A 25,341-nucleotide genomic window follows, 5' to 3' on the forward strand; every position below is an offset into this window, starting at 1 on the left:
CTGATCGGTGAGTTCGTTCGCAAGCAGGAAGGAGCGATATATGAGCGAAGGACTTGCGCACAGCTCGCTTGCACCGCAGCGCAATGATTATGCGGTCGTCGAGGGCTCGCGCGGGCCGCGCCGCGATTTCAGGATCACGGTCGGATTGCGGGAAGGGTGGGATCCGGAAGGGCGGGTCTATGATGTGTCGGAGGCTGTGCGCACGGCGCGGGCCTGGATGAGCCGCAGGGTAGGAGCCGGCCTGCCGGCGCTGTCCGGCATGTTCACCCGCGCGGAGGTGACCTATGCCTGGCCTCGTCCCGACGGTTCGACCGGATCCGACCGGGAACCTGTCGCCGTCTTCACCGGGGAGGCCGTGCATGCCTATCTCGGACATCTGCCGGATGCGGAAATCGAGGCGATGCTGAACGAGCTTGCCGTCGAACTCGGCGCCGCCTTGGGGCAGGAACGACTCTATGTCGCTTTCTGCGATCGAACCTGGATTCTTGATGCCGGCGAGCGCGATTAGCCCTGCGTGGGCCTCTCCGCCGGCAAATATTCTTCCATTCCGTGATGATCGTCGCGCAGCCAGACATAGACCGCCGGGATCACAAGAACCGTGAGGGCAGTCGAGGAGGCGAGGCCGAAGACCAGTGAAATGGCAAGGCCCTGGAAAATCGGGTCGGCCATGATGAAAGCGGCGCCGATCATCGCCGCCGCGGCGGTCAGGAAAATCGGCTTGAACCGGATCGCGCCCGCTTCGAGCAGCGCTTGGCGCAGGAAGGCTCCCTCGGCCCGCCGATGGCGGATGAAATCGACGAGCAGGATTGAGTTCCGCACAATGATGCCGGCAAGCGCGATGAAACCGATCATCGACGTGGCCGTGAAAGGTGCTCCCATCAGCCAATGGCCCAACACGATTCCGATCAGAGTCAGCGGCACCGGAATCAGGATAACGAGCGGCAGACGGAATGAGCCGAATTGGGCGACCACCAGAAGATAGATTCCGAGAATGGCGACCGCGAAAGCCCCTCCCATATCGCGGAAGGTGACATAGGTGACTTCCCATTCGCCGTCCCACAGCAGGGAGGTCTTCGATTCGTCGAGCGGCTGCCCGTGGTAAAGGATTTGCGGTGGTCCGGCCTTGCCCCAATCCATTTTCTTGATCTGATCCTCGACCGCGAGCATCCCATAGATGGGGGCTTCGAACTCGCCGGCAACTTCCGCCTGGATCATTTCGGCGAAGCGGCCGTCACGCCGGAACAGGCTGTAGGAGGCCGGTTCACGTTTGACCGTGACGACATCGCCAAGCTCCACATTCCGGCCTTGGCGTGTCGTGCCGCCGGCGGGCAATGGCGTCGAAAGAATGCGCTCGCCCATCCAGGCCGCGCGCTTAGGCAGTTTGACGTCGATCTCGATTGGCTTGGCGCCAAACCCGCGTTGCGAGTAACCAACTTTCACCCCCCCAATGATGGCGGCGATCGTGTCATAGACGGCTTGCTCGTCAACCCCGTAGAATTCGAGATTTTCTTGGTTGATGGAAAAGCGGAGCCGTTCGCCCGGCTGATGGAAGGTGTCATCGATGTCGACGACAAAGTTCACCTTCCTGAAGGCGTCCCGCACTTTGAGCCCCGCGGCGCGCCGGGTCGCCTCGTCGGGTCCGTAGATTTCGGCAAGCAGGGTGGCGAGAACAGGCGGGCCGGGAGGTACCTCGACGACTTTGACGATGGTGCCCTCGGGCTTTGGCAGATCGGACAAACGGTGCCGGACATCGAGTGCAATAGCGTGGCTTGCCCGGATCCGCTCGCCCTTCGGCTTCAAATTGATCTGCAGATCCCCTTGCTCGGGGGCGCTGCGAAGATAGGAGTGCCGCACGAGGCCGTTGAAATTGAATGGTGAGGCGGTGCCGGCATAAGCCTGGATCGATGTGAGCTCCGGCAGATCCTTGAGCCGCTCGGAGGCGGCCATGAGAAAGCGTTCGGTGTCCTTCAGCGTCGTGCCACGCGGCATGTCAACCACGACCTGCAGCTCCGACTTGTTGTCGAAGGGCAACAGCTTGACGGTCACGTTCTTGGTCGCAAACAGAACGCAGACTCCGATTGTCGCGGCCGTAACAGCGAGCAGGAAAATGATGGAGCGTCGCCGGCCGGTCAGCAGCGGGCGCGCAATTTTGCGATAGAAGCGCCCCATGACGCCAATATCATGCGCCTCATGCGTTGGCGCTCCTGCCGGTCTTGGAGCTTCGAACCGGCGACGGGCAATATGATAGAGAAGCCAGGGCGTAATGGTGACCGCGACGAAGAAGGAGAACAGCATTGCCATCGAGGCGTTCGCCGGAATCGGGCTCATATAGGGACCCATCAGACCGGAGACGAACATCATCGGCAGCAAGGCCACGATGATGGTGAGGGTCGCCACAACCGTCGGATTGCCGACTTCGGCGACGGCCTCCACGGCCGTCGTGATCAGGTCCTTGTCGCCGCGCGACTGCCAATGGCGAACGATGTTCTCGACCACCACGATCGCGTCATCGACCAGAATGCCGATCGAGAAAATGAGCGCGAAAAGGCTCACGCGGTTGATCGTATAGCCCATCATCCATGAGGCAAAAAGGGTCAGGAGGATGATCGTCGGGATGACGACAAGCACCACGATTCCCTCACGCCAACCAACCGCCAGCGTGATGAGCGCGACGATCGAGAGGGTTGCCAAAGCGAGGTGAAACAGGAGTTCGTTCGCTTTCTCGGTGGCGGTCTCGCCGTAGTTGCGGCTCACCGTCACCGAAATGTCCTTCGGCACGAGGCGGCCTTCGACGGTCTTCAGCCGCGCAAGCAGCTGGTCGGCGACCACCACGGCGTTGGCGCCCTTGCGTTTGGCGAAGGCGACGGTCACCGTCGGGCGCCGCTCAAGCGTTCCAGAAGCCGTGGGGGTGAGGGTCCAAGCACTATGATCGGGCTCGGCCGCGCCCACGATGATGTCGGCGACGTCTTTGACATAGACTGGACGTCCCTCGCGGGAGGTTAGAAGCAGAAGACCGATGTCCGGCACACCTTGCAGGGTTTGCCCGGCAACCACCGGCGTGTTCCGATTGGTTTGGTCGAAGGCGCCGACCAGGAACGAGCGATTGGCATTGGTCAATTTGTCGACGAGTTGATTCAGGGTAATCCCGTAGAGAGCAAGCCGCTCGGGATCTGGCTCCACACGGATTTGGTTGCGGCTGCCCCCCACAATATAGGTGAAGCCGATTTCATCGGATTTGACGAGTTCGTGCTGCAGTTCTTGGGCGATCTGGTAGAGCCCATTGTCGTCCCACCGGGCCGCGGCCTCCGCTTTGGGCTCGAGGGTCAGGGTAACGATGGCGACATCGTTGATCCCCCGGCCGATGATGACGGGCTCGGGAATGCCTTTGGGCAGATCGGAGATATTGGCGCGGATCTTCTCGTGCACGCGCAGAAGCGCGGTGTCTTCGTCGGTTCCCACGAAGAACCGCGCCGTCGTGACGACGGAATCGTCCTGAGTGGTTGAATAGACGTGTTCAACTCCATTGATCGCCTTGACGATATCTTCGAGCGGCTTGGTGATGAGCTCGATGGCGTCGCCGGCTTTGTAGCCGTTGGCGGTGACCATGATATCCACCATGGGCACGCTGATTTGCGGCTCCTCTTCGCGCGGCAAGGCGAGGAGGGCGATCCCGCCGACGATCAGGGCCGCCAGCAAAAGAAGCGGAGTCAGCGGCGAAGTGATGGAGGCGCGGGTCAGAACCCCGGATATTCCGAGCTTCATGGCTTGACCACTAGGTCGTTCTCGTGGAGACCTGCGAGGATTTCGATGCCGTCATCCACAGGCAGTCCGACTTGAACGACGACCTCCGTTCCATCCGCGAGCTTGGCGTAGGTGACTCCAAACCTTCGATAAAGGTAGTCTTTCGGAATGACGAGCGCCTCGCGCGTTCCGGTGGCAATGTAGACGCGCGTGCGCTCGCCGACGAAATAATCGCCAAGGCCCTGGACCTCGACATCGGCGATGACCCGGCCTTGCTCGATAGCCGGATAGACGAGAACCACGCGTCCGCGCCGTAGCATTTCCTGCTCCTGCACCTGAAGACCCCGCGCGCCGATTAAAATCGTGTCTCCAGCCTTCAGGAACTGGGCATGCCGTTCGGGAAGCTGCAAACGCAAAATATAATTGTTGATCGCAATCGTGGCGATCGTCTCTCCCGGCATCACCACGCTGCCTTCGGAGACGGGCACCTTGAGCACGCGGCCCGTGGCCGGTGCAAGGACTGCACCTTGTGAAATTTGTTCTTCGACCACCTGGCGGTCGGACAGCAGCGCCTGAAGGGTTCGTTCGGCGACGTCGAGGCGGGTCCGCGCCAAGTCCAGCTGGGCCTGCGACGAAGTGCCTGTCGCCCGCAATTGCTGCACGCGGCCAAAATCGATCTGTGCCTGATCCCGATTGGCCTGTTGCGCCTGGATGCGCGACTGAAGCCCCTGAATCTGCAGCAGCAGTTTCTGGTCCGCAATCACGGCGATTCGGTCGCTCGCGTTGACCCAATTCCCTTCCTTGATCGTGAGCGAGGTGATCGTTCCCCCGATCCGGGCTCGCGCGAGAAGCTGACGGATCGGTTCGACCGTGGCGATCACGGCCTTTTGGTCTCCGACGGTCTGCTGCTTCACGGTTTGCTCCGCGGAATTGGCGGGCAAGAAACTGTTCATCGCGAAGAAGGCGCCGGCGAGGCTGGCAAGGGGAAGAGCGGAAGAGAGGCGGGCCACGTGTTGGCTCCTTGGGTTCATCGGTCTTGACACATATATTATAAGATACTAAATTAGCAAGTATGGATATAAGAGCGATGCAGAGTAACGCCTGCGCAGCGGCCGGCTTTCTGAAAATTCTCGCCAATGATCGGCGGCTGATGATCCTCTGCGAACTTTTGAAGGGCGAGCGCTCTGTCGGGGAACTCGAAAAGATTGTCGGCCTCAGTCAATCGGCTCTGTCGCAGCATCTTGCAAGGCTGCGACAGAGCCATCTGGTGAAAACGAGACGCGAGTCTCAGACGATCTATTACTGCATTGCGGACCCTGGCGTGACCAAGGTCATTGGCGCGCTTTACGACCTCTATTGCGGCCCCCAAGGCCGCTAACTCGGAAAGGACGAAGAAATGTCGATTGATCGTGCCGTCATGATATTTGCTGGTTGCATGGTGCTTTTTAGTTTGGCCATGAGCCAGCTCCACAGCCCTTATTGGTTGTTCCTCACCGCTTTCGTGGGCGTTCAACTAATCCAGTCGTCATTCACCGGCTTTTGTCCGGCGGCCATGGTTTTCAAACGGCTGGGGCTACGGCCGGGAAATGTTTTTCCCTGAAGCCTTTAAACTTTTCGAGGCCTGATCGAGCAGGCTCGAACTTCTGCCACTTGGCGCGTGTTGGCGGCCTCGCCAATGTGATCAAACTCCAAACAAAAAGCTGAAAAGGGAGAAAACAGTGACGGAGATTGTCGTATTAGGCGCCGGAATCGGCGGGATTTCGATGGCTTATGAGCTGCGGGCGCTCGTCGGTCGCAAGGCCAATATCACCCTTCTGTCGGATTCGGAGTGGTTCCATTTCGTCCCCTCCAATCCCTGGGTGGCGGTCAAATGGCGCGAGCCGAAAGACATCAAGGTTCACCTCCCGGAAGTTTGCAAAAAGCTGAAAATTGGCTTCGATGCGACCGGCGCCAAGCATGTCCTTCCCGGAGAAAACGCGATCGAACTCGATGATGGCCGCCGTCTTCCCTACGATTACCTTGTCATCGCGACCGGACCGGCGCTGGCCTTCGATGAGATCGAGGGGCTCGGCCCGCAGGCCAACACCAGTTCGATCTGCCATGTCGATCATGCGAAGGACGCCGCCGAGAAATGGGAGCGCTTTTGCAGTGATCCAGGCCCGATTGTTGTCGGTGCCGTTCAAGGCGCGTCCTGCTTCGGACCGGCCTATGAATTTGCCCTCATCATGAATGCCGATCTCCGCAAGCGAAAAATCCGCGACCGCGTGCCGATGACTTTCGTCACCTCTGAGCCCTATGTTGGCCATCTCGGCCTCGGGGGCGTTGGCGACACCAAGGGCGTTCTTGAATCGGCGTTCCGTGATCGCGACATCAAATGGATCACCAATGCCAAGCTCGACCGCGCCACGGCCGAGTCCGTGGAGATCACGGAAGTCGGCGAGGATGGACAACCAAAGCGTCAACACAGTCTCCCGTCCAAATTTACCATGTTCATTCCCGCGTTTCGCGGGGTTTCCTGCCTGATGGGAGAAGATGGCAAGGGGATCGCCGGTCTTGCCAATCCGCGCGGCTTTGTCCTGGTCGACAAATATCAGCGCAATCCAGCCTATAAGAACATATTCGCGGTCGGCGTTTGCATCGCCATTCCACCGTTCGAGCCAACGCCAGTGCCGGTCGGCGTTCCAAAAACCGGATACATGATCGAATCGATGGTCGCCGCCGTCGCCGAAAACATTCGCGATCTGATCGCCGGCAAGGAGCCGTGCCGGAAACCGACCTGGAGCGCCGTTTGCCTCGCGGATTTCGGCAATAGTGGCGTCGCCTTCGTCGCTGTGCCGCAGATCCCGCCGCGCAATATCAATTGGACCGGGGAAGGCTACTGGGTCCATTTGGCGAAAGTGGCGTTCGAAAAATATTTCATGCGCAAAGTCCGCAAGGGTCTGACCGAACCTGTTTACGAGCGCCTGATCATGAAGGCCATCGGTGTCAACCGGCTGCACCCTGAAACGCCGCCGGCGGCGCCTGGCTCCGTGTGAAGGGGTGAGCGTTGAAGTCGTAGAGAGAGACAATATGAATAAGGACTGGTCTGATATCACGGTGGAAATGTCGGCGGCGGTCAGGGAACTCCGCGCCGGGACGCCAAACGTCATGAAGGGCTTCTCGGCGCTGGCGCGCGCGGCTCTCGAACCACAGGCTCTGGATGTCAAAACCAAGGAACTGATTGCCCTGGCAATTTCCGTGGCGACGCGATGCGATGCTTGCATTGCGTTCCACGCGGAGTCCGCGGTCAAGCAGGGAGCGACCCGCGACGAAGTCATGGAGACCATGGGAATGGCCGTCTATATGGGCGCCGGCCCTTCCGTCATGTATGCGGCGCAAGCTGTCGAGGCTTATGACCAGTTCAAGAAACAGCTTGCTCCCGCGACGGTAGACTGATTTTCCAGTACCGCCCCGGCGCCAGAGGGTTTTTTGCAATCGTCATCAGTTGGTCATGCGCCGGGATTATCCGATTCGCATGGACGATTATTTGTTCAGTTATGCCGCGCCGTCGGATCCGCCCGTCAAGCGCCAGCTGATCCGGTTCGTCGAAAAGGCGACGGGTCAGCCGGCTCTTAAGCGCCTTTATCTTGACAATCACCGATCTCCACGGCCGGCCGAAAGCTTTTGGGCGGCGGCGATCCGCTGTTTGGCGCTCAATGTGGTCTACGACGCGGCAGCTTTGGCGCAGCTGCCCAGCACGGGGCCGGTGGTCGTGGTCGCCAACCATCCTTATGGCGTACTGGACGGCATCGTGATTTCCTGGCTTGTACAGAAGGTGAGGCCGGATTTCGTGGTGCTCACCAATGCGGTGTTGATGCGCGCCGAGGAAATCCGCGACTTCATTCTTCCGATTGATTTTTCCGACACGCCTGAGGCTCGCGAGATCAATATCAAATCGCGCGCCGCGGCCCGGGCTCATTTGGACAATGGCGGCGCGGTCGTCGTGTTTCCCGCGGGTGCCGTGTCGACCGCGCCCGATCGGCTGGGGCTCCGCCCGGCGGTCGACTCCCGCTGGCAGCCATTCGTCGCCCAGCTCATTCAAAGATCGAAAGCAACGATTGTGCCGTTCTGGTTCGGCGGTCAGAACAGCCGTCTGTTTCAAATCGCCAGCCACATCAGCCAGACATTGCGTCTTTCGTTGATCTTTCGCGAAGTCAAAACGAGGATCGGCGCGACACTGCCAGTGGTGATCGGGGCCCCGATTCCGTTCGAGGAAATTGCCGATATCAAGGATCGCCAGCTCCTGGCGGATGCCTTGAGGTCGCGCACCTACGCCCTCGCGCCTCAGCGTCCTCCGTCAGCAATCGCATCAGCCTTTGCCCAACACGAATAGTGCTTCCCTCCCGAATATTTTCGCACAAGGTAAAACCGTCCGGCGCGAAAACAATGATTGTGGAACCGTGCTCGAACCAGCCCATCTCCTCACCCTTCCGGAACGGTGCGTCGCAGGTAAAAATATCGGGCCCTCGATGCTTCGCGTTGAGCAGAACATTGAGGAAATGCAGCCGGATGCTTGCGACGAGGATCGCCGCGACCGGGACCAATGTGACGACGTGGTCGGTCTTTGTCAGCCTGGTTTTGAGCAAGGCGCGCTCATTCTTGCAAAACAGTCTCTCGATCCGTTTCAGCGCGATTGGATTGACGTTCCAGGTGTCCCCCGAAATATAGGTCACCTGTTCCACGTGGCAGTCGTAAGGGGCGTGGAAGCGATGGTACATGCTGGATGTCAGCCGCAAGGTCACGTAGCGCCCATTGCGATAGAGGCGCACGAGATCGGGATCACAAAGCAGATCCGGCAGCGTGTAGGGAAACCCTTTAATCTGGAGCAATTCGGTGCCGGCGATCGAGCCGGACGCACCAATGATTGCATCGCACGGGCTGACGAGCACAGTCGCGTCGGTCTCGATCGGGCGGGCGCCGTCCTTAAGCTGCCGGGTGAAGCAATCATGCATGCTCTTGAACTGCGTCGTCTTGGCTTCGCTGAGATCGAGGTCTGAGAAGAGCCGCCAAATGCCGATTGACAAATCTCGAATAAGGGGCTGCTCAATTTGGCTGAACCATCCCATAAACTGCGTCGCCAGACGGCGTGGAATTCGGTTGGTCAGAAGAAAATTGAGGTCCTCCTGTTGGGAGACCTGGTTGATGAGAGATCGAAGACTCATGATGCGCAAACCCTGTCGCGATAGGCATTGAATTGATGGCGTCGGACTACACAACAATCACATTGTACGCGCTGGGTGCAGCCGCTGTGACGGTGGCCCTGGCGAAATTGAAGACCAGGCTTGAGCTGTCGAAGGCAAAGCACCGGTCTTTGACCGGGCACGCCCGAATGGCGCGCCGGATCGCGTCGCTCATACCCTTCTATGAATATGACGAGGCGCGGTTCTTCCGCTCCGACAATCCGCCGGAAGAAATCGCGGCGCAGCGACGTGCCGGGTTTCAACGCCTGTCGGAACTCTATCGCGATCGGTTCGCAAAGACGCGAAAGCTCACGGAAGAGGTCAAGGAAAGCATTTCCGACCTTCAATTCACCGACGCCTATCGGGTGCCATTCCAATATAGCCGTTTCGTGCGCGAACATCTCGGCGCCGGCGCATTTGTGCAATCCTCCTGCGGTGTCACCCTCACCGATCTGGACGGCAATTGCTTCTACGATCTGACGGGCTCCTATGGCGTCAATGTGTTTGGCTATGATTTTTATAAGACTTGCATCGAGCGTGGCAGTCAACGTGTCCGCGAGCTCGGTCCGGTTCTTGGCCCTTATCATCCCGTGATTGCCTACAATGTGAGGCGGCTGAAGGAGATTTCCGGGCTCGACGAAGTTTCGTTTCACATGTCCGGAACCGAGGCGGTCATGCAGGCGGTGCGGCTCGCGCGCTACCAAACACGGCGATCTCATCTGGTGCGCTTCTGTGGCGCCTATCATGGTTGGTGGGGCGACGTGCAGCCTGGCATGGGCAATCCCGTTCCCGCGCATGAGACATACACTTTGCAGGACATGTCCGACGCTGCGCTTCATGTGCTGCGGAGCCGCCGTGATATTGCGTGCGTCTTGATCAATCCTCTCCAGGCGCTTCACCCGAACGCCGGCGCGCCGGCCGACTCCGCTCTTGTCGACAGCTCCCGAAGCACGCATTTCGACAAAGACGCCTACACGGATTGGCTGAAACGCCTGCGGTCGGTCTGCACCGAGCGCAACATCGTCCTGATCTTCGACGAGGTCTTCGTCGGCTTCCGCCTGGCGCCCGGCGGGGCGCAGGAATATTTCGGCGTGCGGGCCGATCTTGTCACCTACGGGAAGACTCTGGGCGGCGGCCTCCCGATCGGCGCCGTCTGCGGTCGCCGCGAGCTGATGAGGCGCTACCGCGACGACCGCCCCGTGGACATCTGTTTTGCGCGCGGAACGTTTAACTCCCATCCCTATGTGATGGGCGCGATGCATGAGTTTCTTGAGAGGCTCGACACGCCCGAGATTCGCGGATTGTATCGAAATCTGGATGCGGTGTGGGCAGATCGGGCCGACCGACTCAATCGGTTGCTGGCGAACAAGGGGCTGCCCGTCCAGGTGGCGAATATGTCCTCCATCTGGAGCGTCTTTTACACGCAGCCCTCGCGTTACAATTGGATGTTCCAATTCTATCTGCGTGCCGAGGGATTGGCGCTGAGTTGGGTTGGAACGGGAAGGATCATTTTCAGTTTAAATTATACCGATGCGGATTTTGAAGCGGTCGCGGAGCGCTTTGTGGCCGCCGCCAAAGCCATGCAGAACGACGGCTGGTGGTGGGGCGACGGGGTTACGACGAACAAATCGATCAAGCGGCAGATCCTGCGCGAAATGATCGCTCGCCGCTTCTCACCGGGGCGGCGCCCCGGCGAGCCATCGAAACCTAGCCGCAGCCCCTAATCGTATACGTGCTGTTCGGGGGTCATCGTATCGAACAGTTCGCCCCGCAGCAGATAGAGTGGGGCGCGGTGATACAGTTTGATATCGTGATAGGGATCGGTCAAAATCTTTGTCATCCATACCAGCCCGGTCTGGACGTCTTTGATAAAAAACAATTGCACGGTTCGGTAAAGGAGCCCGGCCGCGGCAAGGAATAGCCAAAGCAGCCCCATGTGCCGCACGAATTCTTCGGTATTGGCCGGCGGGTTAAAAATACCAAACAGTGTCGGATAGAAATAAAGCACGAGCGGGGATAACGCCCAAATCGCCAACAGAATGACTTTGCGCTTCAAATTATAGCCAACCTTCACGTCTTCCTTGTACTCATGCGTCGCATGATTCACTTCGTCGTAGCCGTCGGGCTCGAAGAAGAAGTGGCCGATCTGCCGAGTCGTCATGGCTGCCAGCCAGCCTGCCAATGCGGCCGCGACCGGATCGGTGAACACCAGCACATAGGCGCAAATGAAGCTGATTGCGCTGACCAGATGCAGGGCCTGGTTGATCCGGCTGTGATGATAATAGCGATGATCGTCCCATCGCTGCATCCTAAGTACCTCAAGAAAGCGGGCCATAATCCTCCCCTATTTACTTTTTGGTCTAAGCACCAAATGTGACAGTCCCGGAACGGTTTCCCAACGAACATCAACTGTGTGGAAGTTCTGCTCGGTTCCTGTCGGACGACAGGAGAGAGCGCTGTTGGGAAGGTCCAAGCGGCGTTTCGCGGTGAAGCGAGATGTGAAGAATTGAGTTTTTAGACGGGCTCCTCCAACCGAATCTCTTGCTTGGCGCGCGCTGCGACCTTGCCAAAACGGATGAGAGAGAAATGGCCGAATGGCGGCATTGGAGTATGCTCGAGCAAGCGCACGCGCTGCTGGCGTTCCGTCCAGCGTGCATAGCGCGCCCAAGGGAATTCCAGCCGCCAGCCGATCCTGTTGGTGATCGGCGTCAGACCCTGTTCGACAAAGCGACGGAAGCCTTTTTCCGCGCCGACGCGGCTCACCAGCACGATCTCACCGCCGGGTTTGAGCACCCGGACGAATTCATCGAGCGTCGCTTCTGGATTTGGAACCGTGGTGACGACCAATTGGGCGACGATGACGTCGAAGGATTGATCGGCGAAGGCCATCCGCTCGGCATCCATGAGCGCCAGGCCCTCGACATTTTTCAAAGATAATTCCTGGACCTTTTCCTGCGCCTTGCGCAGCATTGGTTCGGAGAGGTCGACCCCCACGAGGCGAGTTGAGCGTGCATAATCCGGCAGCGATATGCCGGTTCCGACCCCGACCTCAAGGACGCGTCCGCCAATCCGTTCAGCCGCCTTGATGGCCGCGCGCCGGGCCTGGGCGAACACCGCGCCGAAAACCAGATCATAGATCGGCGCCCAGCGGGCATAAGCCTTCGAAATCGTGTCTTTAGTAACCACCGTCCCCATCGCCCCTCCTTATCCCACAGGCACCCTTTTTGCGCCCGGGACGGCCACCAAGCGGTGGCCAGTTCGCGCTTCTCTAGATCACGATGATGAACGTGATCGATTCCAAAAGTTTAGAGCGGAATGCCGACGGAAAATCGGTTTCCACTTTTCCTCATCCCGCTCTAGGCAAGCCGTGGCTTGCGAGAACCGCCGATTACGACTTTGTTGATGTGCCCGATGAACTGCAGCGCACTCTTCTCCCACGAGCGGGTCAGGGCGAAAGCCCGGCACGCCTCGCGGGAGATTTGAAGCGCGCCCAAGCAAGCCGCGCGGAGATCGTCGTTGAGTACCCCGATGGGATGGTTTCCAACGACGTCTCTAGGGCCGGTCACGGGGAAAGCGGCAATCGGGACGCCGCTTGCAAGCGCTTCAAGCTGCACGATCCCGAATGTGTCGGTACGGCTGGGGAATACGAAGGCGTCGGCGGCAGCCACATGCGCAGCCAAAATTTCACCCTCCAACAACCCAAGAAATTTGGCGTCGGGAAAGCGATGCCGCAACTCGGCCTCCTGGGGGCCTTCGCCGATGACGACCTTGGTGCCGGGGAGGTCCAGCGAGAGAAACGCCTCGAGGTTCTTTTCGACCGCTAGGCGGCCGACGCTCAAGAAAATCGGGCGGGGAAAATCGAGGTCGATCGCGCGTTCCGGCTTGAACGCTTCGGTGTCGACGCCGCGCGTCCACATACCGAGATTCTTAAATCCCCGGTGCGCAAGCTCGGTCATCAGGGAAGGGGTCGCGGCCATCGTGACGGTGGCGGCGGAATGGAAGCGGCGCAACACCGCGTAGCTCCAATCCTCCGGGATCGGCAGACGCGCCGAGATGTATTCGGGAAATCGAGTCGTATAGCTGGTGGTGAACGGCAGTCCGTTTTTCACGCAATAGGCACGCACCACGTGACCTATCGGACCCTCGGTCGCGATATGAATGGCGTCGGGGCATGCTTGCTCGATCCGCCGCACGATTTCCCGCCGGCCTGGCAGAGCCAGCCGCAGATTGGGATCGGTCGGCAGGGGAATGGCATAAAAGCCTTCGGGCGAAAGAAAATCGATCGTGACCCCGAGGCTGCGGGCGCTGCGGGCGAGCGACGCCAAGGTGCGCACGACGCCGTTGACTTGGGGATGCCAAGCATCAGTGGCGATAAGTACTTTCATCGGTTCGCGCGCGCCTCATCCACGAGGTCTCCCCCCTTGTAGATTGCGCCCGGATCGTGACATCGAAGTAAAGTCACAGATCCTGGTGCAACGCTACGCTCGGGAGCCGAGAGATAAACGAAGAACCGGGGCTCTGCCTCCAGTTAGTGGCGGCTGAATGTCCCCCGTTTCGTTGCCGAACGGCAGGCAACAACAATTTCAACTTTGTGTTTCAGCCGTATGACGCTGCGGAACACTATTTGTTGGGCCCGCAAATCGCTCGTGAATTCACGCGCAATGCAATGCGCGGATGACAATCGATTGGAGAAACGACTCCGAATCGGCTCCGAAAATCACGAATCATGAGCCCGCCGCGGCGATTCGATTCGGACGGTACAGACCAAGCGCACGCGGATTGATTTGCGGGACGCGAGCAATCCTGTATGAACGCCGCTAAGAAACTGGAACAAAATTATGTGCTGGAGTGGAGAAGCGTCGGGGGTCCTAGCGGCAGCCGGCATCATTGGAGCTGGATATGCTGCCCTTAAGCGCAATCCCGAGCCACCTGCCCTTTGGGGGTGCCTTCTTTATTTCTCCAGCATGGAGGCGCTGCAAGGCGTGAGCTATGCCGTGGTCAACCAGTGCGGCACCCCGCTGAATCAAATTCTGACCCTGCTGGGTTATCTGCACATCACTTTTCAGCCCTTTTTTATCAACGCGGTCGCGCTGTATTTCATGCCGAAGGAGCTTGCCGCGCGGATTGCGCCTTGGGCTTTTACCGCCTGCTTCTTCGGCGCTCTGACCATGCTTTTGCAGCTTTATCCGTTCGATTGGGCGGGCCACTGCGAGCCAGGCCGGCCGCTCTGCGGCAAGATCCTGTGTACGGTTCGCGGCGAATGGCATTTGGCTTGGCTTGTCCCGACCAATGGGATCGGCAACAGCATGGCGCAGATCGCTTGGCTCGGGAACGGCTTTCCCGGCTATCTCTTTACCGCGTTCCTGATGCCCGCTCTCTATGGCAGCTGGCGTTTCATCTTATTTTCTTATGTCGCGGGGCCGTTCGCCGCCAATCTGACGACCTCCAATATCAATGAGTGGCCCGCGGTCTGGTGCCTGTTCAGCATCGCTCTCTGCTTGGCCATCATAAAAACCCCGCTTCGACGCCATCTCTATGTGGTGACGCCTTATTGGCGTCTCGCAGCATGGCTGCGGCGCAAGGCGGGTTCGACTCCAATGCCTCTGCCGGTCAATGAGGGCGGCGAATAGCGGCAGCTATCAAGTCTCGACGATGCGGCCGTTTGCCATGCGGATCCGCCGATCGGCAATTTCGCAATATCGGTCGTCATGTACGATGGCGATGATGGTTCGACCCTGCCGACGCAGCTCGGGCAGCAATTGTCAGAAGGCTCGATTTAACGGCGAGCATCTGAGAGGTTTGAAACCCTGAGAATGCCAACGGATGCCCCAAGTTGGCCTATGGCTGCGCTTAGGCTAAAGTACAGAGAGAACTTGACAGGGGGGTGAACGAACTTGTCGCGATGCCTGGCTCCTCCATATGCGGCCAAAGGGGCCAATCGGGCCCTTAAACCGCTGCCGTACGCGAAACTGGACGATCAAGCCCACTGCCGATATTTTGGCCCCAGTTTCCCGGCGGGACGATCATCGGTCAAGAAAGTGGTTGAAAATGAGATTTTCACTAAAGACACCCCTCATGAGCAAGGTATTGTTCCTGGCAATTCTCGTTGCGGGTGTGATCATATGGCGGCTTGGTGCTAGCTATCTGGAGACCTCTTCCTCGACGGAAGAGGAGCCGAGCCAAGTCGAACGATTCGAGATTAAGCCGCTCTGAGCTCTTTGAAGCATCGCGGACTAAGCGCGGCAGGGGGTATGCATTGGCAGCGAGCACTGTCACGAAAACGCCGTGCCGATGCTCTATTTGTTGCCAAATGGATTTTATGCCCAATCATTTGGCCATGCCAGACCACTCTGCTCAGCTTCGCGCGGTGCAAGGCGAAGCTTCTCCCAAGGCGTTGTGGACGGAAAAATTTCTGAGGGCAGACCTCGCCGCGGTTCGGATCATTTCTCGTTCAGCAAACTCGACCGTTGGACGCGTTTTCGCCGTCTCCATCAGCCGATTGGGGAATGGTTGGCTCTATCCGCTGATGGGGCTGATCATTTTCGAATGCTTGGGCCGCGCGGGATTGCGAGTTGCTGTCCTTGGAGGTCTGAACGCGGCCTTGCTGCACTGCCTTTTTCCCTACATCAAGCGCCGTATCGGTCGCCCTCGCCCCTTTCGGGTTGATCCACGCCTTCCGTCCTTACTCGCCGTTCTCGACGAGCACTCGTTTCCAAGCGGGCATGCGATGACATTGTCCGGTGTGCTCGTGCCAATCGTGCTTGTGTGGCCTGCGGCCGGCCTCTCGGCCGTCGCATTGATGACGTGCATGGCCTGGTCGCGAATCGCGACGGCGCATCATTATCCAAGCGATATTTTTGCCGGTACGGCCCTTGGCGTTTTTCTAGCCTATCCGCTGTCCATAGGTTTTCTCGCCGTTTGGTGAGTTACCGGCACGCATGAGCCTTGGACCGGCAAAAATTGGTCTGCTCTTCCAAATTGCAACCTCAAGCCGTTTTCGGCATTCCCCTGCTATCAAACGCGAGTTGCCAAGCCATTTCGCTGGGTATTAAGCTTTTCGCCGTCTTTTAAATGGTGTCACGCCGCGAACCGGCCCTATCGGGTTTCAACGAAGAGACATTCAACTTCGTGAAACGGTCCATTCGCGGCGGTCGTTGATTTTCTCAAAGAAATTTATCCGGGGAGGAACAAATGGAAAAGTATCGCAAGCCTGCGTTCGCCGGCCTTCAGCGCCGAAACCTGCTCAAGTTCATCGGTACGTCTGCGATCGCCATGGCTGGCTCCGCCACCGTATCCTTGGAGGCGTTTGCGCAAGGCTCGGACGATCCATCGGACTGCACGCCTCCAGGTACCGCCGGCAAGACCCCGGTTGCATTCAGACCCAATCCGCAATTGCCGGTCCGGACGCGAAAGAGCGCGTTTGAACTTTCGGCCGCGGAAGTCGACAGGCTGAAATCGGCCTATGCGGCATTGCGGAAGCTGACGACGCAACATCCCAGCGATCCACGCGGCTGGCTGCGCCAAGGCCATGTCCACTGCTGGTATTGCGGGGGCGGCAGCAACGGCGAGGCGGGAGAGGAAATTCACGGAAGCTGGCTCTTTTTCCCTTGGCACCGGGCGTTCCTTTACTTCCACGAACGAATCCTCTGCAAACTGATCAACGACGACACATTGGCCTTGCCTTATTGGGATTGGGATTCGCAAGGCAGACAGACCTTCCCCCGCGTCTATGGCGATCCCAACGACCGGTCCAACCCGCTCTTCGACATGCTGCGCTCGGCAAAACCGACAAGCCGCATCCCCTCCAGCGTGGTGTCGACGCGGATCATGAATTTGACCATGAATGCGCCGACGAACAGGCTTTTCATGGGAACCCAAAATGGAAGTTCGGGCGCGATGGAAAACCAGCCGCATGGGCCCGTGCATATCTGGACCGGCGACACGACTTTGCGCGCCGCCAATAATGACATGGGGGTTCTTGCGACGGCAGCGCAGGACCCGGTATTTTTCAGCCATCATGGCAATATCGATCGACTCTGGAGCGTTTGGCTTGCGCTTTCGTCGCAGCATCAAAACTTCACGGATGCGTCCTGGCTGACGCATGGCTGGGATTTTTACGACGAGAATTCAGTCTGGACGCGCATTGCCATTTCCGATGTGATCGATCCGGTAAATTCGCTGCGATGCGATTATCAGCCACCGAGCGTAAATCCGATCTGGACGTTTACCCCGCGGCCTCTGCGCCCAGCGATTGCCGCTTCGGAGGCGCTTCCGGCCCTTACCGCCCAAAGCGCAGCCGCCACGACGGCTTTAGGTTCGGCGCCGGTGACGCAATCGATCGCCTTGCCCCAGCCGGTCGCCGAAGCCTTTGCCGGTCTCGTGCCGGAAGCGGCCCCTGAATATGTCCTGCATATCGAGGGAATCGAGGTTCCCCCTACGGCTCAGACTTTCTTTCAAGTCTATCTCAATCTGCCGGACGCCACTGCGAAGACCGGGGTCGATGTCCCGAATTTCGTCGGAACGGTCACGATCCTCGCGAAAAACAACAAGGGGGAAGGAAAGGGACACGATCATCCCAGCACGAACGCCGCTTTCGATATTACCGAAGCCCTTGCCAATGTCGCCAAGGGACTGGCGGACAGTTTGACGGTCACTCTCGTGCCGGCTGCAGCCGAAGGCGAGGAGCCTGCGGCCCAGGGCGCGAGCTTTAAAAAGATCTACATCGACAGAATTTAGCGCCTGTCGAAAGCCTCGCCCTGAGAGTGCAATGTCCCGATCGGAGGCGTTTATCCGGTCGGGAGAAAAGGCAGGCTAGCCCACTTGTCACCCGGGAGCCTCGATATCCTCGCGTCAATGCATAAATAAGGGGGATGACCCGTTTTCTTTCTTGGACGGTTTTGCTTGGCGCTCTGGTTGCGGCCACCTCATCCGTCACGCTGGGACAGAATTTGCCGCTCACAACCACTGCCACGGGAGTTATGCTTCACGCGGCACCGGCGACCGTGACCTTGGCGCCGTTGCCCGCGTTTGCGCCCGCCTTAACAAACGCGCAGGCCGACAGGGTTCCCATCGTTCTAGCGATTGAAGGGGTGGCCGGGCAGCCAGCCCAGCCGGTGCGCATCAACGTCTTCGTCGGCAAGCCCGACGCGGACGCGAACACCTCGACCGACGATCCGCACTTCGTCGGATATATTGCGATCGCTCCCAAATATGGCGCGGACAAATCGAGCGGCCGGGAGATTGGCCGCAGTTTCGATGTCTCGAACTTGGATTTTGGAACGGGGACCACCGGATTGCCGGTGACGCTTGTCCCGGTGACCGGGATTGCGGAGGCTCCGCAGGATTTATCCTTGAGCGTGCGCCAGATCGGTTTCCATCGCGGCGAATAGGGCAGTCAACATGCCGGGGGTCTATTTACGGCACCACGCGCCCGGTCGAGTCCCAGCCCCGCAGCGTCCGACGGATCCAGGGCATTTGCGGCGTGATCTGTACCGCTTCGGTCATGGCACCGCATAGAAAGCCATTTTCCCCCTTGGCTTTGATTGCCACCGCAACAAGACGCGGTTCATCCAGAGCAAACACCGGCGCTCCCGAATCGCCCGTACAGCCGCCAAGGCCGGCGTCCTCAGGGTCCCTAAGCCAAACAAGCGCCGGCGATTTCGGCGGGTTGGTCACCACAACGCCCTGCCGCAAGACGCCCGACGTCCCGCCCCTTGTTTCATCCGCGCGGCCAAAACCCACGAGTCTCAGCAAGTCACCGATTCGGACCGCCCCAATGTCGGAGAGTTTCACCGGCCTGAATGAGGCGGGGAGGGGCGTGGCGAGCCGCAGCAGCGCAAGATCGATGGAGACGATGTGCTGGCGCCCAATGTTGGGCCGATAGCCCGGATGAATGGCGATCGTCGCAACACCGAAGGGAACCAGTTCCCCCTGCGCGTCGCGGTAGAAAACTTGCGTGTCGTCAAGGTCGGTAATGCAATGGGCGGCGGTCAGAACGACATTTTGCGAAATCACGCTGGCGGTACAAAAGTCGGCCTCGCCGCCGCTCCGGTTCATCACCATCACAACATAGGGGGCAAATTCGGGGGCCTGGTAGGCGGGACCGACGAGAGTGGTCGCGGGCGTCGCCAACACCATGGCGAACACCCACGTCAGCAGGGCGCGCACCCCAAAGCTTTGGGCCCTCGAACCGGCCGTTGCGGCCTTGGCGGAATAAAAATAACTGCGCATGCTCGCAATATTCATGGCTCATTCATTGTCGGCGCGCCAGCCTCGAAAAATGGTTTTTTTTGTCGTGGTCGCTTTGGCGAGTTATCTCAGTCTTGGCAATTATGTTCGGGCGGAGCCCGAGCGATCCCATATTTGCTTTTCTACGGCGGAGACGCGCGAAAAGATTGTCGTACATGAGCTTTCAGAGCCTTTTCATCTGATGCGGAGCACAGCGGGTCGGTTGAAGGCCGAGGCCATAGGTGTAAAGCTTTGTCGATTGGATGAGAATCTCGTCTATGAGATCAGCCTGTTGCGTCACGACGGACGGGTCATCAAGACTTTTGTCGATGCAAAAACCGGCGAAGCCATCGATTTAAAAAATGGACCGTGAACGGTTCGTCGGCCTGGAGGATTGCGGATCGTGCGGCTGCTCGTGGTGGAGGACGACAAGGATCTCAATCGCCAGATGGTCGCTGCGCTTTCGCAGGCGGGCTATGTCGTCGACCGCGCCTTCGACGGTGAAGAAGGGTGGTTTTTGGGCGATACCGAACCTTATGACGCCGTGGTTCTCGATCTGGGCCTGCCCAAAAAAGACGGCACCTCCGTGCTGATGGAATGGCGGCGGGCCGGCCGGCTCATGCCGGTATTGATTCTTACCGCGCGCGATCGGTGGACCGACAAGGTTCAAGGTTTCGACGCCGGAGCCGATGATTATGTGGCCAAGCCGTTCCATATGGAGGAGGTTCTGGCGCGGGTACGTGCGCTCCTGCGGCGCGCCGCCGGCCATGCACGGAGCGAATTCAGCTGCGGTCCGCTGCATCTCGATACCCGCTCAGGCCGGGTTGCTGTCGACGGCAATCCGGTCAAGCTCACGTCGCATGAATATCGGCTTCTTTCCTATTTGATGCATCATCACGGCCGGGTCGTTTCCCGCAGCGAGATCGTCGAACATCTTTACGATCAGCATTTCGACCGGGATTCCAATACGATCGAGGTGTTCGTCGGGCGGCTGCGCAAGAAACTCGGCGTCGATGTCATCCAGACGATCCGCGGTCTCGGCTATCTCCTGGCCGAGCCGGAAACCAAGATCACGGACGGCAAACCCCCGCGGGCCGATCCCTCCGCCGGCAACTGAGGCCGTTCCATGCGATCGGACGACGTTCCGGCAAAGCCGAGGCCACACTCGATCGCGAAGCGGCTGTTTTTTTCGGCGGCGCTTTTGAGTTCGGCGATCCTGCTCGTCGCGGGACTGGTTCTTTCGACCATCTACCGGCGCACGGCCGAGGCCAATTTTGATGAACGCCTCAGCGTCTATCTGCACGCTCTCGTCGCCGACATCGCAACGCCGAGAGAAGACAGCCGGACCGCGCCGGGCCAGCTTGGCGAACCGCAATTCGAACTGCCCTTATCCGGCTGGTATTGGCAGATCACGCGTCTCGACTTGGACAAGCCCGAGATCAGGAGTTCGCGCTCGCTGTTTGCGGCCAAGCTTCCACGGCTTTCCGAGAGCGGCATTCCCGCCGGTATCGGCGGTGCCCGCAGAGGCTATGCAAAAGGGCCGGACGAGCGCGTTCTGCGGCTGCTCGAACGCATCATCGATACCGGCGATCAAGGCATTTATCTTGTTCAAGTGGCCGCCAGAACCGACGAAATCGATACTCAGATTTCGCGGTTCGAGATCGAACTCATTATCACTTTTTCGGCTCTTGCTCTGGCCCTCGTCATGTCCTCCGCGGCCCAGCTTCGTTATGGCCTGAAGCCGCTTTGGCAATTACGGGAAGGCGTCGCAGCGATCCGGCGCGGCGAAGCCGAGAAGATCGAAGGCGATTTCCCGCAAGATCTGGCGCCGCTGGCGGGCGAGCTCAATCTGCTGATCGGGGCCAATCGCGAAGTTGTGGAGCGTGCCCGCACCCAAGTCGGCAACCTTGCCCATGCCCTCAAAACGCCGCTCAGCGTGATCGTCAACGAGGCTGCGATCGATCCCGGCCCGCTCGCCAACAAGGTCGAGGAGCAGGCGGCGATCATGCGCGACCAGGTGTCCTATTATCTGAACCGCGCCCGGGCGGCAGTGCGGGCCAGGACGACCGGTGGGGTGACCGAGGTCGGTCCAGCGGTGGAAGGCTTGGTCAGGACCTTTGAAAAAATCTATGCGCAGCGGGCAATCGAGTTTTCGGTTCTTATGCCGAGGCTGGTGAGGTTCCAGGGCGAACGTCAGGATTTCGAGGAGATGGTTGGCAATCTCGTCGATAATGCCGGTAAATGGGCGCATGAGCAGGTCATGATCGGCATTGTGGCGGAGCCCTGGCGCAACATCGCGGAGCGTCCTTTTTTCCACGTCACCATTGAGGATGATGGGCCGGGCCTTGCCGCCGAGCTGCGTCAGGCGGCGCTTGCCCGCGGCCAAAGGCTTGACGAAACAAAACCTGGGTCCGGCCTTGGGCTCGCCATCGTCGCGGATCTGGCCTCGCTTTATGGCGGCCAACTGACCCTCGACGATAGTCCCAAGGGGGGGCTCCGCGCCGACCTCAGGCTTCCCTCGGGGTGAAAACGAAGGCGGCCCTTGCATGCGCCGGGGCAATGGCTATTAAAGCTGCATGTTATGGGTGATCTTCGCGGTTTTGACCGCAATTGCTGTCATGGGCGTGCTGTGGCCGCTTGCAAAAGCCCCGCGCGGCAGGGCGCGGGCTGAACTTGATATTGCCCTCTATAAGGCTCAGCTTGCCGAAATCGGCCGGGATGAATCGCAGGCGCTGGTGACGCCGGAGGATGCCCAGGCCGCTAGGGCGCAAGCCGCCCGCCGGCTGATGGGCGTCGCGGAAAGCGCAACCGAACCCTCGCCGGCCACATCCGTAACCAGGGTCAGGCTTGCCGCCGTCGCCGTCCTTATCTTTGTCCCGGCTCTCGCGCTCGGTCTTTATTTAATGATAGGCCGGCCGGAATTGCCGGATGCGCCGCTTGCCGCCAGACTCGAAAATCCGCCCTCGCGCACGGATTTTGCCGCTGCCATCGCCAAAATCGAGGCGCATCTTGCGGAGCATCCGGAAGATGGGCGCGGCTTCGAGGTTCTGGCGCCGGTTTATCTGCGGATGGGGCGCCCCGAGGAGGCCGCGCGCGCGGCCCGCGCCGCGCTGCGTCTCCTGGGCGAGACGCCGGAGCGGCTCATTCTTTATGGGGAGGCTTTGGTGAATGCCGCCCATGGCAGCGTGACGCCGGAAGCCAAGCAATCTTTCGAAGCTGCGCTCGAAAAAGCCCCCTCAGCCGAAAAGCCCCGCTTCTTCCTTGGGCTTGCCGCCGAGCAGGCGGGAGACAAGGCAGGTGCCGCGGAATTTTGGAACAAGCTGATCGCAGATGCCCCCGCGGATGCGCCCTGGGTGCCCGTGCTGCGGGAGCGGATTGCGGCGCTCGAAGGCGTCGCCGAGCCACGCAACAATGAATTGGCGGCAAAGATCGAGGCGATGCCCGATGCGGACCGCATGAGCGCCGTTCGTTCCATGGTCGATGGGCTGGCCGCGCGGCTCGCTCAAAACGGGCAGGATCTCGAAGGCTGGCTTCGCTTGGTTCGCTCCTATACGGTTCTTCACGAACCCGGCAAGGCTCGCTCCGCTCTCAACGATGCAAAGCGCAATCTCGCAAGCGATCCGAGCGCCATTGCGCGCATCGATGCCTTGGCGCGCGAACTTGGACTCGAAAGTTAATCGCCCATGACGCGCAAGCAACGCCGTCTCGTCTTGATTTCTTCGGCGCTTGCCACGCTCGGATTCGCCGTGGGCCTCGTTCTGCTCGCCTTGCGCGACAATATCGTTTTTTTCTACGGGCCGACCGAGCTTGCGCAAAAGGCGCCGCAACCGGGCCAGAGGCTGCGCATCGGCGGTCTCGTCAAGCAAGGCTCCCTGGTTCACGAAGCCGGGCAAACCATTCGCTTTGCCGTCACGGATTCCAAGCAACAGGTCGAGGTGACCTACACCGGCTTCCTGCCGGATTTGTTCAAGGAAGGGCAGGGCGTGGTCGCCGAAGGCACGCTGGGCACGGATAAGATCTTCCATGCCGACAGCGTCCTTGCCAAGCACGATGAACGTTATATGCCGCGCGAGGTCGCCGATGCCTTGAAGAAGCAGGGTGTCTGGCGGGAGGGCGAGGACGTGCCCCATGCCGATGTTGGCAAGTGAGACTTTGCGAATGAGACTCGAATGATTGTCGAAACCGGTCACTACGCGCTTGTCCTCGCCCTGGCGCTTGCGCTCGTCAATTCGGTTTTGCCGATCTGGGGGAGTATCGCGCGGGACCAGCGGCTGATGGCTGTTGCCCCTCCGTCCGCGATTATCGGCTTCGGACTTGTCGCTTATGCCTATTTCGCCTTGACCGTCGCGCATGTCGTTTCCGACTTCTCGCTCGTCAATGTCGTCGAGAACTCGCATTCGGCGAAACCGTTGATCTATAAAATCACCGGCGTCTGGGGCAATCACGAAGGCTCGATGCTTTTGTGGGTGCTGGTTCTCTCGCTGTTTGGCGCAGCGGTCGCTGCGTTCTCGCGATCGATGCCGGAGGATTTGCGCGCCAATGTGCTGGCCGTGCAATCCTGGATCGCCGCGGCCTTTCTGTTGTTCATTCTTCTGACGTCCAATCCTTTCGCGCGGCTCGCGGGAGCCCCCGCCGAAGGAAATGATTTGAATCCGCTCCTGCAGGATCCGGGCCTCGCGATCCATCCGCCTCTGCTTTATCTCGGCTATGTCGGGCTCTCGATCACCTATTCCTTTGCTGCGGCAGCTTTGATCTCGGGCCGAATCGACGCGGTCTTCGCGCGTTTCGTGCGCCCCTGGACCCTGATCGCCTGGATCTCGCTGACGCTCGGGATCGCGATGGGGTCTTATTGGGCCTATTATACTTTGGGATGGGGCGGCTTCTGGTTCTGGGATCCGGTTGAGAATGCCTCGCTGATGCCCTGGCTTGCCGCGACCGCGCTCCTGCATTGCACGGTGGTGATGGAAAAGCGCGATGCCTTAAAAATCTGGACGATCTTTCTTGCGATCCTAGCCTTTTCCCTGTCGCTGCTTGGAACTTTCTTGGTTCGCTCCGGCGTTCTGACCTCGGTCCATGCGTTTGCCAACGATCCCCGGCGCGGGGTTTTCATTCTTCTCATCCTGGTGGTCTTCATTGGCGGTTCGCTTGCCCTGTTCGCTTTGCGGGCGGGCGGCCTGAAGCAGGGCGGCCTCTTCGCTCCGATCTCCCGCGAAGGCGCTCTCGTCGTCAACAATCTCCTCTTGACCACCTGCTGCGCGACGGTCTTCGTCGGCACCCTGTATCCGCTCGTGCTCGAGGCCCTGACCGGGGAAAAAATCTCGGTCGGCGCGCCCTTCTTCAATCTGACCTTTGTGCCACTCTTCATTCCGCTGTTCATTCTTATGCCGGTTGGACAGTGCCTGCCTTGGAAACGCGGCGATCTCGCCGCTGTCGCGCAAAGGCTCACCGCCGCTTTCGCGGTCGGGCTTGCCTACATGGCCCTTCTCTCGATCTGGCGCGGCGGTCCGGCGATCAGCGTGATCCTCTCCGGTGTCGCGGTTTATGTGATCCTCGGCTCTTTCGCCGATCTCGGCAGGCGCCTTTTCGGCGGCGGCTACTCTGCCGACATGGTCAGCCAGCGCCTGCGGGGGATCCCGCGCCATGCCTTCGGCACGGCCTTCGCCCATGCTGGGCTCGGCGTGACCTTGCTCGGCCTTGCCGCTACCGGCTGGGGCGCCGAAAAGATTACCGCCTTGAATCCCAGCGAAAAAATTGAGATCGGCCCTTACGAATTGACATTCGAAAGCGTCGTGCCGCGCAATGTGGCGAATTATTCCGAACTCGTCGGCCGCACGGTCATCCGCTCCAAGGGGGCCGTGGTCGCGACGATCGAACCGTCGACCCGCTTCTATCCTGCCCGCCGCACGAGCCGGTCGGAGGCCGGTATTGCGACCCTCGGCCTTGGTCAAGTCTATATGAGCATTGCCGACGTGGCGCAAAATGGCTCGGTCAATGCGCGGATATTCTGGAAGCCGCTCGTGTCCTTGATCTGGATTGGGGCCTTGGTCATGGCTTTTGGCGGCGGCCTATCGCTCAGCGACCGGAGCTTCCGAGTCGGCATCGCGCGGCGCGCCCGCAAGGCCCAGGCGCCGCACCCGCAGCCGGCCGAATGACA

The 25,341-nt window shown here is 59.6% G+C and carries 24 protein-coding genes; 17 read left to right on the top strand and 7 right to left on the bottom strand.

The annotated features are described in order from the left end of the window. The first annotated feature begins 40 nt into the window (after nt 1–40). Nucleotides 41–508, top strand: a complete 468-nt coding sequence (locus CU048_13545; protein QBR72120.1) for a hypothetical protein — start codon at nt 41–43, stop codon at nt 506–508. Here the strand turns inward: CU048_13545 and CU048_13550 are convergent. Beyond that, nucleotides 505–3,762, bottom strand: a complete 3,258-nt coding sequence (locus tag CU048_13550) for a multidrug transporter AcrB (protein QBR72121.1) — start codon at nt 3,760–3,762, stop codon at nt 505–507. The genes CU048_13545 and CU048_13550 overlap by 4 nt on opposite strands. Continuing rightward, entirely contained in the window at nt 3,759–4,694 is a 936-nt protein-coding gene (locus CU048_13555; protein ID QBR72940.1) for an efflux transporter periplasmic adaptor subunit, read from the bottom strand. The genes CU048_13550 and CU048_13555 overlap by 4 nt, the downstream gene beginning before the upstream one ends. A gap of 119 nt (nt 4,695–4,813) precedes the next feature. On the opposite strand from CU048_13555, the gene CU048_13560 reads away from it, so the two are divergent. From CU048_13560 to CU048_13580, 5 genes are all read left to right on the top strand, one after another. Next, nucleotides 4,814–5,119, top strand: a complete 306-nt coding sequence (locus tag CU048_13560) for an ArsR family transcriptional regulator (protein QBR72122.1) — start codon at nt 4,814–4,816, stop codon at nt 5,117–5,119. An 18-nt stretch (nt 5,120–5,137) separates the two neighbouring features. Next, nucleotides 5,138–5,341 carry a DUF2892 domain-containing protein gene (locus CU048_13565; protein ID QBR72123.1) on the top strand — a complete coding sequence of 68 codons (204 nt, stop codon included), beginning with the start codon at nt 5,138–5,140 and terminating at the stop codon, nt 5,339–5,341. Between the two features lie 118 nt (nt 5,342–5,459). Next, nucleotides 5,460–6,776 carry a pyridine nucleotide-disulfide oxidoreductase gene (locus CU048_13570; GenBank protein ID QBR72124.1) on the top strand — a complete coding sequence of 439 codons (1,317 nt, stop codon included), beginning with the start codon at nt 5,460–5,462 and terminating at the stop codon, nt 6,774–6,776. A 34-nt stretch (nt 6,777–6,810) separates the two neighbouring features. Then, the gene (locus CU048_13575; GenBank protein ID QBR72125.1) at nt 6,811–7,176 is read left to right on the top strand and encodes a carboxymuconolactone decarboxylase; all 366 of its coding nucleotides are present in this window, start codon (nt 6,811–6,813) and stop codon (nt 7,174–7,176) included. Nucleotides 7,177–7,231: 55 nt separating this feature from the next. Further along, nucleotides 7,232–8,113, top strand: a complete 882-nt coding sequence (locus CU048_13580) for an acyltransferase (protein ID QBR72126.1) — start codon at nt 7,232–7,234, stop codon at nt 8,111–8,113. On the opposite strand, the gene psd is transcribed toward CU048_13580, so the two are convergent. Further along, on the bottom strand, nt 8,007–8,942 hold the full coding sequence (gene psd / locus CU048_13585) for a phosphatidylserine decarboxylase (GenBank protein QBR72127.1): 936 nt from the start codon (nt 8,940–8,942) through the stop codon (nt 8,007–8,009). The two genes, CU048_13580 and psd, sit on opposite strands and share 107 nt — an antisense overlap. A gap of 35 nt (nt 8,943–8,977) precedes the next feature. On the opposite strand from psd, the gene CU048_13590 reads away from it, so the two are divergent. After that, nucleotides 8,978–10,684, top strand: coding sequence for a glutamate-1-semialdehyde 2,1-aminomutase (locus tag CU048_13590; protein ID QBR72128.1), 1,707 nt, complete (start codon nt 8,978–8,980; stop codon nt 10,682–10,684). Here CU048_13590 and CU048_13595 read toward each other — a convergent pair. From CU048_13595 to CU048_13605, 3 genes are all read right to left on the bottom strand, one after another. Beyond that, complete coding sequence (locus CU048_13595; protein ID QBR72129.1) at nt 10,681–11,295, bottom strand: hypothetical protein; 615 nt, start codon at nt 11,293–11,295, stop codon at nt 10,681–10,683. The two genes, CU048_13590 and CU048_13595, sit on opposite strands and share 4 nt — an antisense overlap. Before the next feature lie 179 nt (nt 11,296–11,474). After that, nucleotides 11,475–12,155, bottom strand: coding sequence for an SAM-dependent methyltransferase (locus CU048_13600; GenBank protein QBR72130.1), 681 nt, complete (start codon nt 12,153–12,155; stop codon nt 11,475–11,477). A gap of 161 nt (nt 12,156–12,316) precedes the next feature. Next, nucleotides 12,317–13,345, bottom strand: coding sequence for an alpha-mannosyltransferase (locus tag CU048_13605; protein QBR72131.1), 1,029 nt, complete (start codon nt 13,343–13,345; stop codon nt 12,317–12,319). Between the two features lie 453 nt (nt 13,346–13,798). Here CU048_13605 and CU048_13610 point away from each other — a divergent pair, with 453 nt between their 5' ends. From CU048_13610 to CU048_13625, 4 genes are all read left to right on the top strand, one after another. Then, complete coding sequence (locus CU048_13610; GenBank protein QBR72132.1) at nt 13,799–14,590, top strand: hypothetical protein; 792 nt, start codon at nt 13,799–13,801, stop codon at nt 14,588–14,590. A 689-nt stretch (nt 14,591–15,279) separates the two neighbouring features. Then, nucleotides 15,280–15,885, top strand: a complete 606-nt coding sequence (locus CU048_13615) for a phosphatase PAP2 family protein (protein QBR72941.1) — start codon at nt 15,280–15,282, stop codon at nt 15,883–15,885. A gap of 266 nt (nt 15,886–16,151) precedes the next feature. After that, complete coding sequence (locus CU048_13620; protein QBR72133.1) at nt 16,152–17,696, top strand: hypothetical protein; 1,545 nt, start codon at nt 16,152–16,154, stop codon at nt 17,694–17,696. Between the two features lie 134 nt (nt 17,697–17,830). Then, nucleotides 17,831–18,349 carry a hypothetical protein gene (locus CU048_13625; GenBank protein ID QBR72134.1) on the top strand — a complete coding sequence of 173 codons (519 nt, stop codon included), beginning with the start codon at nt 17,831–17,833 and terminating at the stop codon, nt 18,347–18,349. A gap of 25 nt (nt 18,350–18,374) precedes the next feature. Here the strand turns inward: CU048_13625 and CU048_13630 are convergent, their stop codons facing one another. Further along, nucleotides 18,375–19,205: a hypothetical protein gene (locus CU048_13630; protein QBR72135.1), complete on the bottom strand. Its 831-nt coding sequence runs from the start codon at nt 19,203–19,205 to the stop codon at nt 18,375–18,377. Here CU048_13630 and CU048_13635 point away from each other — a divergent pair. From CU048_13635 to CU048_13660, 6 genes are read left to right on the top strand one after another with little or no spacing between them, the layout of a single operon-like run. Then, complete coding sequence (locus CU048_13635; protein ID QBR72136.1) at nt 19,204–19,560, top strand: hypothetical protein; 357 nt, start codon at nt 19,204–19,206, stop codon at nt 19,558–19,560. The two genes, CU048_13630 and CU048_13635, sit on opposite strands and share 2 nt — an antisense overlap. A 30-nt stretch (nt 19,561–19,590) precedes the next feature. Beyond that, the gene (locus CU048_13640; protein ID QBR72137.1) at nt 19,591–20,304 is read left to right on the top strand and encodes a DNA-binding response regulator; all 714 of its coding nucleotides are present in this window, start codon (nt 19,591–19,593) and stop codon (nt 20,302–20,304) included. A 9-nt stretch (nt 20,305–20,313) separates the two neighbouring features. Continuing rightward, on the top strand, nt 20,314–21,714 hold the full coding sequence (locus CU048_13645) for an ATP-binding protein (protein ID QBR72138.1): 1,401 nt from the start codon (nt 20,314–20,316) through the stop codon (nt 21,712–21,714). 49 nt (nt 21,715–21,763) lie between these two features. Further along, nucleotides 21,764–22,864: a c-type cytochrome biogenesis protein CcmI gene (ccmI, locus tag CU048_13650; protein QBR72139.1), complete on the top strand. Its 1,101-nt coding sequence runs from the start codon at nt 21,764–21,766 to the stop codon at nt 22,862–22,864. 6 nt (nt 22,865–22,870) lie between these two features. Beyond that, on the top strand, nt 22,871–23,335 hold the full coding sequence (locus CU048_13655; GenBank protein QBR72140.1) for a cytochrome c maturation protein CcmE: 465 nt from the start codon (nt 22,871–22,873) through the stop codon (nt 23,333–23,335). Between the two features lie 21 nt (nt 23,336–23,356). Then, on the top strand, nt 23,357–25,339 hold the full coding sequence (locus tag CU048_13660; GenBank protein ID QBR72141.1) for a heme lyase NrfEFG subunit NrfE: 1,983 nt from the start codon (nt 23,357–23,359) through the stop codon (nt 25,337–25,339). The last annotated feature ends 2 nt before the right edge of the window (nt 25,340–25,341 follow it).

This window comes from Beijerinckiaceae bacterium (assembly GCA_004564215.1).
Lineage (GTDB): Bacteria > Pseudomonadota > Alphaproteobacteria > Rhizobiales > Beijerinckiaceae > Methylocapsa.